A 9,143-nucleotide genomic window follows, 5' to 3' on the forward strand; every position below is an offset into this window, starting at 1 on the left:
CTCAGCCGAGCAGCTCGGGGGCCACCAGGAGCAGCGGGGGCACCACCAGCAGCAGCCCGGCCGACGACAGGGCCAGCGCCTGCTGCAGGCGGCCGAGCGGGGGCAGGGGAGTCAGCAGCCGGCGCAGGCGGGGGACGGTCGACGCCACGTCGGCAGTCCCGCCGGTCACCGCTGCCCTCATGGTCGCCAGGGGGATCCCGCTCTCGTCGGCCAGTGCATCATCGAGGCTATCGGGAGCCGACGGCGCGGCTCCCGCACCCACGATGGCGATCGCACGGACGAGCGTCGGCTCGTCCACGTGACGCAGGGCCTCGTCATCGGCGAGCATCTCGATCAGCTCGCTCACGGCCTGCTGTGCGAGTCGGGAGGTGGGCAGCCAGGGCAATGCCGACCGCCAGGCGGCGAAGGCCCACAGCAACAGGTGGTGCCGCTGGTGCAGGTGTGCGTGCTCGTGCGTGAGGACGGCGTCGAGCTCCTCTTTGCTGAGGAGGTCCATCAACCCGTCCGACATGACGGTGACGGAGCGGGCGCCGCCCGGCAGGCAGTATGCGACCGGCGCGGGATGCTTGATGACGAGGGTCGCGGGCTGGCCGGCGGCGGGGGAGCTGAGGAGGGTGAGCATCTCGCGGTGTCGTCGCCGCTGTCGGTGGATCCGCACGAAGGTCAGGGCCAGCGTGAAGACGAGGTGCGCGAAGAGCAGGATCGCGGCGCTGATCGCGAAGACGTGGATCACGCCGAGGGATCCCGCCGATCCGCCGTCGAGCAGGATGTTCCGGAAGGCCGCCGACGCCTGGACGAGGTTGTCACCCAGAGGTTCGAGGCCCCACACCAGCATGGCGCCGATCATGGACAGGCCACCGGCCAGGGCTATCGACTGCCACAGCACCATGGCCGTGAACGGTGCCCTCGCCGGCCATGCGGCACGCGACAGCGCGATGGGTGCGGGCCACGCGAGGATGATCGCGAGAGCCGCGAGCAGGTAGGAGGCCCAGAACACGGAGCCGGTCAGCTGCCGCCGAGCAGCTTGCGCAGGGTCTGTGCTTCGGCTTCCGACACGCTGCCGATGAAGCGGGCGAGGACGGCCTCGCGGTCCGGTGCGGTCACGAGCACCTCGTGCATGAGCTCGGCCGTGTGGTCCTCGCGGCTGGTGACCGACATGTACCGGTGCGGACGGCTGTCGCGCTCACGCGTGACCAGGCCCTTCTTCTCCAGCCGCGACAGGACGGTGAGGACCGTCGTGACGGCCAGTTCCCGTCCCACGGCTCCGAACGGCGCCTCGGCGATGGCGTCCCGCAACTCGTTGGCAGTCATCGCCTCCGGTGTCGTCCACAGCAGGTCCATCACTGTGCGTTCCAGGTCTCCGAGCGTTGCCATGTTCTTTCCTTCGATCAATCGCGTCCCGTGTCCGTCGATGGACGGGACGCGCCCCCGGCGACGAGTGCCGAAGCGTGGTACCTCTAAAGTACAACCTCTGAGCGAACAATTCTACTCCATGTAGAAGAGCCCCCGAAGGTGTTCTACGATGTGTAGAAGAACAAGTTCTACAAGCCGTAGAAGTTCCGTCGTCATCGACGCGCTGCACTGCTGAAAGGGCCCGATGGAAGCCTTGGAGATTGCCCGCTGGCAATTCGGAATCACGACCGTCTACCACTTCATCATGGTCCCCCTCACCATCGGACTCGGTCTGCTGGTCGCCGTCATGCAGACCCTCTGGTACCGCACCGGCCGGCAGCACTACCTCCGGATGACGAAGTTCTGGGGCAAGCTCTTCCTCATCAACTTCATCGTGGGCGTCGCCACCGGCCTGGTGCAGGAGTTCCAGTTCGGCATGGCGTGGAGCGAGTACAGCCGCTTCGTCGGAGACGTCTTCGGCGCACCGCTCGCGATGGAGGCGCTCCTGGCCTTCTTCGTCGAGTCCACGTTCCTGGGCCTCTGGATCTTCGGCTGGGGGCGGCTCCCGCGCCTGGTCCACCTTTTCTCGCTCTGGATCGCGGTGCTCGCGTCCGTCTTCTCGGCGTACTTCATCATCGTCGCGAACTCGTGGATGCAGCATCCCGTGGGCGTCGAGCTGGTCGACGGCAGGCCGGTCATGGTCGACGCCTGGGCGGTCTTCACCAACAACACGGCCCTCGTCGCCTTCCCGCACACGCTCTTCGGCTGCCTCGCCGTCGCCGGTGCGTTCCTCCTCGGCATCAGCTGGTACCACCTGTGGAAGAGGCGCCATGACGGGCTGGACACCGTCGGCACGGACGGCACGGTGGTCGTCGGTGCGGGCGGCGGCCCGAGGGATGCTGCGGATCACACCGTGTGGCTGCGCTCCGCGAGGGCCGGCGCCGTCGTCGCGATGATCGCGTTCGCCGGCACGGGCATCACCGGCGACCTGCAGGCCAAGCTCATGTTCGACCAGCAGCCCATGAAGATGGCGGCCGCGGAAGCGGCATGCCACGACGGCACCGGGTTCTCCATCCTCTCGGTCGGCAATCTCGGCGCGCAGAGCTGTGACGACATCACCGCCGTGATCGAGGTGCCCGGGGTGCTGTCCTTCCTCGCCAACGGCGACTTGACCACCGAGGTCAAGGGTGTCAACACCCTTCTGCCCGAATACCAGGAGAAGTACGGCACCACCCTGCCGGACGACCCGATGTACGGGGACCTCGCCGGCTCCGAGATCGACTACCTGCCGGTCATGGAGGTCACCTACTGGGGCTTCCGCATCATGATCGGGTTCGGGGCTATCGCCGCTGCGGCGTCCGCAGGGGCCCTGTGGGTGCTGCGGAAGGGCACCGTACCGGAGTCGCGCTGGCTCATGCGGCTGGCGGTCTTCGGGATCCTGGCGCCGTTCGGGGCCAACATCGCGGGCTGGGTCTTCACCGAGATGGGCCGGCAGCCCTTCGTCGTCGCACCCAATCCGGATCCGACCGGCGTCGACGGCGTCTTCATGTTCACCGCCGCGGCGGTCTCTCCCGGCGTGTCGGTCGCCGAGCTGATCACGTCGCTCGTCATGCTGACCCTCGTGTACGCGGCCCTCCTCGTGGTCGAGGTGAAGCTGCTCGTCACCTACGTCCGCGGCGGGACCGCCTCCGCGATGCCCGAACTCGCACACGCCGACGACGCGGACGCGTCCGAGGACGGCAGGAAGGACGACGGCGATGTCCTCGCGTTCGCGTACTGACCTGCCCGCCGGGCGCGTGACCGACGTCCCCGACGCCCTGTCCCCATCGACCGCACGGAAGAGGACCCGATGACCGAGGCCCTGCCCACTCTCTGGTTCGTCCTGATCGCCGTGCTGTGGTCCGGCTACCTCTTCCTCGAGGGCTTCGACCTCGGGGTGGGGATGCTGATGAAGCTCATGGCCCGCACCGACACGCAGCGGCGTGTGCTGCTCAACACCGTGGGTCCCGTGTGGGACGGCAACGAGGTGTGGCTCGTGACGGCGGTGGGCGCCACGTTCGCCGCGTTCCCCTACTGGTACGCGTCCCTGCTGTCCGCGCTCTACCTGCCGTTCCTGCTCGTCCTGCTCGGCCTGATCTTCCGCGCCGTGGGCTTCGAGTGGCGGGGCAAGCGGCACAGCGACACGTGGCGCACCGGCTGGGACTGGGCGATCGCGCTCGGGTCGTTCGCCGCGGCAGCCGGGATCGGGGCAGCACTCGCCCTGACGACGACGGGCCTTCCGCTGAACGAGAACGGCGACCGCGTGGGCGGCGCGTTCGCCTGGGCCACCTGGCCCGCACTGCTCGGCGCGGCCGCCGTCGTGCTGTTCTGCCTCCTCCACGCCGCCGCGTTCATCGCCCTGAAGACCGACGGCGGCGTCCGCCAGCAGGCGGACCGCCTCTTCCGCCGCCTGTTGCCGCCGGCGATGCTCCCGTTCCTCGCGTGGGCGCTCCTGGTCCAGCTGGACACGGGGTCGGCGCTCACCTGGCTCGCCGTCGTGGTTGCCGCCGCCGGGCTGACCGCTTCCTACCGGTTCTCGTCGATCGGGCGCGACGGCCGTGCCTTCGCGGCGCTGGGCCTGTCGATGCTGGCGCTGGTCGGGTCGATCTTCGGCGCCGTGTTCCCCGTGGTCCTCCCGTCCACGATCGATCCCGCGTTCGACCTGACCGTGCAGAACGCATCGTCCTCGCCCTACACGCTCGGCCTGATGAGCATCGTGGCCTGCTTCGGGGTGCCACTGGTCCTCGCCTACCAGGCATGGACCTACTGGGTCTTCCGGCGGCGGGTCTCGGAGTCGAGCATCCCGGCGGCGCACGCCGTCACCGCACTGTGAGCGGCGTCGTCGGCACCACCGCACCACGGCTGGACGCCGGAACCGCTCCGCCGGTCCGGGAGGGGGTCGACACCGCGCCGGGAGGCCGACGCGTCTCGCCCCTGGCCACGCTGAAGGCCGGAGGGCCCGCGGGCGCCGCGGGATCGCCCGCGGCGCTGTACCTCCTCGGGGTCCTCGCCGCCGTCCGCGCCGCAGGGCTGGTGCTCGTGGCGCAGGCCCTCGCCCTCGGCATCGCATCCCTCGCCGCCGGGTCCCTCGACGTCCGCGGCGTGCTGCTGCAGGGGATCCTCGGCGCGGGGCTGCGTACCGCCGCGGCGTGGGGGCAGGACGCGACCGCCGCGCGCCTTGCTCTCGGCACCCGGGAGCGGATGCGCGAGGCGGCACTCCTGCGCCTGCTCGACGACGGCGGCACCACGCCTGCCGCGGCAGGCAGCGGTACGGGGTCCCTCGCCGTGCTGCTCACCCGCGGACTCGACGGGCTCGACAAGTACTACACGCAGTACCTTCCCGCCCTCATCACGTGCGCCGTCGTCCCGCTACTCATCGGAGCACGGATCCTCGCCGCGGACTGGGTCAGCGCGCTCATCATCGTCCTCACGGTGCCGCTCGTGCCCGTGTTCATGGTGCTGATCGGCCTCCACACGCAGGAGCACACGCAGCAGGCCACCACCGCTCTCGGCCGACTGTCCGACCACCTGCTCGAACTGGCGCGGGGCCTGCCCGTCCTCGTCGGGCTCGGCCGCGCCGGCGAACAGACCCGCGCCCTCCGGGACATCGCGGGGACCTACACCTCGCGCACCATGACCACCCTCCGGACGGTCTTCCTGTCGTCCCTCGCTCTCGAGCTCATCAGCACCATCTCGGTCGCCGTCGTCGCGGTCTTCGCGGGCGTACGCCTCATCCACGGCGACCTGGGCCTCGAGACAGCACTGATCGCGCTCATCCTCGCGCCCGAGTGCTACGGTCCGCTGCGCGACGTCGGGGCGGCCCACCACGCCAGCGAGGACGGGGAGGAGGCCGGAGCACGCGTCCGTGCGGTCATCGACGCCCCGGGACCCGCGCCGGAGGACCAGCTGGTCCGCGCCGGGTCGGCGGACGACGGGACCGGCCGGCCGGACGCCATCCGCGTCGAGGGACTCGCCGCCCGGTACGACGGCGTCCTCGGGCCGGTCCTCGCCGGGGTCGACCTCGTCCTGGACCCGGGGACCGTCACGGCGCTCCGGGGCCCGAGCGGTTCCGGGAAGTCCACCCTGATGCGCGCCCTCGCCGGGGGAGCGGCCGTGCCTCCCGGTCTCCGCCTCGAGGGCCGGGTGACGGGGCTCGGGCCGGACGCGGTGGCGTGGGTCCCGCAGCACCCCGAACTCCTGATGGAGACGGTCCGCGCCGAACTCGCCCTCTACGCCGGGCTTCCCGCCGGATCGCCGGCTCTCGAGGCGCAGCTCGCCGCCGTCGGTGCCGCCGGACTAGCGGACCGCCGCAGCACCGAGCTCAGTCCGGGCGAACTGCGGCGCGTCGCCGTCGCCCGCGCCCTCCTGCGCGCGCAGGACCCGTCGGTCAGGCTCCTCCTCCTCGACGAGCCGACCGCCCACGTGGACGACGACGCATCCCGCGCCATCCGCGCCGCCGTGCGGGCGCGTCGCGACGGCCTGACCGTCCTCCTGATCGCGCACGACGACAGGACTGCGCTCCTCGCATCGACCGAGGTGCACCTGGGCGGGCTGCCCGCACGTGGAGGCGCCAGGGCGTCGACGGGCGCCGTCCGGACGGCGATCCAGCCGGCGACCACGACGATTGGGGCGAACCACGCGCCCTCGGCCCCGGGCGGTGCGGATGGGGCCCCGGAGGGCCGGGCCGCGACGCCCGGCGGCCCCGGCCGCGGCACCTCCTCCACGGACGCGGGCCGCCGCCGCCCGCAGGGGCCCACGTCCTGGCTCCCCATGGCGCGTGATGTGCTCGCCCTGGTCCGGCCGTGGGACCGGCGGTTCCTCGCGGCCGCCGGGCTCGGGCTCGGTGCGTCGGTGTTCGCCGTCGCCCTGACCGCGCTCAGCGGCTGGCTGATCGTCCGGGCCGCCGAACAGCCACCCATCCTGTACCTGCTCACCGCGATCGTCGGCGTCCGCTTCTTCGGCATCGGCCGCTCCCTGCTGCGCTACGAGGAACGTCTCTGGTTGCACCGCGCCGTGTTCCACCGTGCGGACGACACGCGGCTGCGCCTCTGGACCGGCATGCTCGGCACGGGGCGGTCATGGCGGACGATCGCCCGCGGGTCCGGGGGCATCGAACGGCTGGTCGGGGACATCGACGAACTCCGCGACCTGTCCGCACGCGCCCTGCTGCCCGTCGTGACCTCGGCGCTGACCGGGATCGTCGCGCTCGTCACGACCGCCGTGCTGCACCCCGCCTCCCTCGGCTGGCAGGCCCTGTCCGTCGTCGCGGCCCTCGTCGTCGCGCCCGCCGTCGCCGTCCTGCGCGAGCAGGCCGCGGGCGCCGCCGCGGTCCGGCTCCGGGCACAGGGCCTCGAACGCGTGACGGGCCTCCTGCGGGCTGCCCCCGACCTCCGGGTGAACGGCGTGCACCGGCCTGCGCTCGCCGGGACCCGTGAGCTCGGAGGGGCGGTCGCGGTGGCGGCGCGGCGCTCGGCCTCGGCGGCGGGTGCGTCGGCGGCGGTGATCGTCGCGGCGTGCTGCGCGGCCTCGCTCGGCATCCTCGTCGGCGCCGGCAGTCAGCCCGCCGACCTCACGGCCGTCCTCGTGCTCATGCAGCTCGCGTTGATCGAGCCGTTCCTCGCCGGCACGTCCGCCGTGCAGCACTGGGGGCCCCTGGCGGCCGTCACGCGCCGCATCGTCCCGCACCTGAGCCCTGCCGGCTGGGAGGACGACCTGCCGCATGCGGGCACGGCGCTTCCGAGCAGCCGGCCTGCCAGCGTCCGGCCCGTCGTCCGGTCCGCCGCGCTCCGCCGCGCGAGTATCGGCTACGAGCCGGGGCGTCCCGTGGTGGCCGGCGTGGATCTCGAGGTGGCACCGGCGCGCTGGACCGGGCTCACGGGCCCCTCCGGCAGCGGGAAGTCCACCGTGATCGGCGCACTGCTCGGCTTTCTCCCCCTCGAGCGCGGGACGCTTCTCCTGAACGGGGTGTCCGGGGACGGCGGTGACATGCCGCGTATCGCCTGGTGCCCGCAGGAGAGCCACCTCTTCAACTCCAGCCTGCGGTCCAACCTGCAGCTCGCCCGACCACCCGGCGACCCGGCCACGGATGGCGAGCTGCACGCCGTCCTCGACGCCGTGGGGCTGACCGGGCTGGTGCACGGGCTCGACGGCGGGCTGGACGCCCCCGCGGGGGCGGGAGGCTCACGCCTCTCCGGCGGCCAGCGGCAGCGGCTCGCCGTGGCGCGCGCCCTGCTGACGCGGTCCGGCGTCGTCCTCCTCGACGAGCCGACCGCGCACCTCGACGCCGACGGTGCCCGGACCCTGCTGCAGGACCTGCGGCGCGGCCTGCCGGACACGGCAGTGCTGCTCGTGACACACGATCCTGCGGAGGCCGCCCTGTGCGACGACGTCGTGGTGCTGGACCCTCCCGCCCGCGATCGAGCGCAAGGGGACGCCATGGTGGGCTCCTGAGCGTCGCGGCGGAGGGGCGTCGGGCGCACCGCGGCGTGTCCAGTCCTGCCGCGGTGAGGGTCCGTGCACGTGCCCTCGCATAGGCTGGGACCATGATGACGCCCTCCACGTCCGGACCCGACGCCGGAGCGGCCGGCCAGGCGCCGGCCGCTCCACCTCTGCCCGAGGAGCTGCTGTGGCGGGCGCTGACCTACGCAGACATCCCCCGCTGGCACGCGCTCATCCAGCGCATCGCCGAGGAGGACCAGCCGGACTGGGTGGAACAGCGCGCGGACCTCGAGCAGGCCCTGCGCGCCTCGAAGAACGATCCCCGGAGGGACACCATCGCCGGGTTCGACACCGACGGCGAACCGCGTGCCTTCGGGCGTCTGTCCCGGAATCCCGGCTCGTCGCTGATCCACGGAGCGGGCGGAGTCGATCAGGCGTGGCGCGGCCGCGGCATCGGCCGAGCCGTCCTCGGCTGGCAGGCGTGGCGCGCGGAGATGCGACTCCGGGAGACCGGCGCGACGGAGGGGATCTTCCGGAACTACGTCGAGGAACGCAATGCCTCGCACCTGGCGTTGCTCACCGCGAGCGGCAGCAGGATCGTCCGATACTTCACCGAGATGACGAGGCCGCTGGACCAGCCCATTCCGGACCTCGCCTTCCCCGAGGGGCTGGAACTCACCACTTTCGCGGAGGGCGCGCACCGGGGCATCTCGGAACTGGTCCGCCTGGCCCACAACGACGCCTTCCAGGACCACTGGGGGAGTGAGCCCCGCGACCAGGAATCCTGGCAGTTCACCGTCAGCCACCCGGAGTTCCGGGCGGACTGGAGCCTGGCTCTCCTCGATCCGTCGACGGGGGAGGTCGCCGCCTACCAGCTGGCCAGTTACGATCCCGATTCCGAGCGGCTGCTCGGCCGCACGGAGGGCTACACCGACCTGCTCGGTGTCCGGCGGACCTGGCGGGGACGGGGGCTTGCCCCGGCCCTGCTCGCCGAGGCGATGCGGCGCTACCGGGCCGCGGGCATGCAGAACGCCGGGCTGGGCGTCGACACCGACAATCCCTCCGGGGCGCTCGGACTGTACGAGCGGATGGGCTACGTCCCGACCCAGCGATCGATCGTGTTCGACCTGCCGCTGCGTGTGAACTCCGCCTGAGCCCTTCCCCCGGTAGGTGAAGTGTGCTTCACTGGTTTTCACATGGAGGGGAGTATCCCCGTATCCGGTTCGTCGTCATTACGAGGGTCCCAGTACCCTCCGGCGGGCAGGGCCACCGCG

Annotated in this window: 6 protein-coding genes; 4 read left to right on the forward strand and 2 right to left on the reverse strand. The window is 72.0% G+C overall.

Annotated elements, in window-relative coordinates:
• Position 1: 1 nt before the first annotated feature.
• Together ACX80F_RS12630 and ACX80F_RS12635 are read right to left on the reverse strand one after the other, a co-directional pair.
• The gene (locus ACX80F_RS12630; protein WP_459336749.1) at positions 2–997 is read right to left on the reverse strand and encodes a M56 family metallopeptidase; all 996 of its coding nucleotides are present in this window, start codon (positions 995–997) and stop codon (positions 2–4) included.
• An 8-nt stretch (positions 998–1,005) separates the two neighbouring features.
• Positions 1,006–1,374, reverse strand: a complete 369-nt coding sequence (locus ACX80F_RS12635) for a BlaI/MecI/CopY family transcriptional regulator (protein WP_459336750.1) — start codon at positions 1,372–1,374, stop codon at positions 1,006–1,008.
• Between the two features lie 223 nt (positions 1,375–1,597).
• Here ACX80F_RS12635 and ACX80F_RS12640 point away from each other — a divergent pair, with 223 nt between their 5' ends.
• The 4 genes from ACX80F_RS12640 to ACX80F_RS12655 all read left to right on the forward strand — a co-directional run bounded on the left by ACX80F_RS12640 (position 1,598) and on the right by ACX80F_RS12655 (position 9,023).
• Positions 1,598–3,172 carry a cytochrome ubiquinol oxidase subunit I gene (locus ACX80F_RS12640; protein WP_459336751.1) on the forward strand — a complete coding sequence of 525 codons (1,575 nt, stop codon included), beginning with the start codon at positions 1,598–1,600 and terminating at the stop codon, positions 3,170–3,172.
• 69 nt (positions 3,173–3,241) lie between these two features.
• A complete protein-coding gene (gene cydB, locus ACX80F_RS12645) occupies positions 3,242–4,264 on the forward strand; it encodes a cytochrome d ubiquinol oxidase subunit II (RefSeq protein WP_459336752.1) in 1,023 nt (340 codons plus the stop codon).
• Complete coding sequence (gene cydD, locus ACX80F_RS12650; RefSeq protein WP_459336753.1) at positions 4,189–7,881, forward strand: thiol reductant ABC exporter subunit CydD; 3,693 nt, start codon at positions 4,189–4,191, stop codon at positions 7,879–7,881. The genes cydB and cydD overlap by 76 nt, the downstream gene beginning before the upstream one ends.
• Before the next feature lie 92 nt (positions 7,882–7,973).
• Positions 7,974–9,023 (forward strand): GNAT family N-acetyltransferase, encoded by a 1,050-nt coding sequence (locus ACX80F_RS12655; protein ID WP_459336754.1) that lies wholly within the window; start codon positions 7,974–7,976, stop codon positions 9,021–9,023.
• Positions 9,024–9,143 lie beyond the last annotated feature (120 nt).

It is taken from the genome of Arthrobacter sp. TMS2-4, from assembly GCF_054511075.1.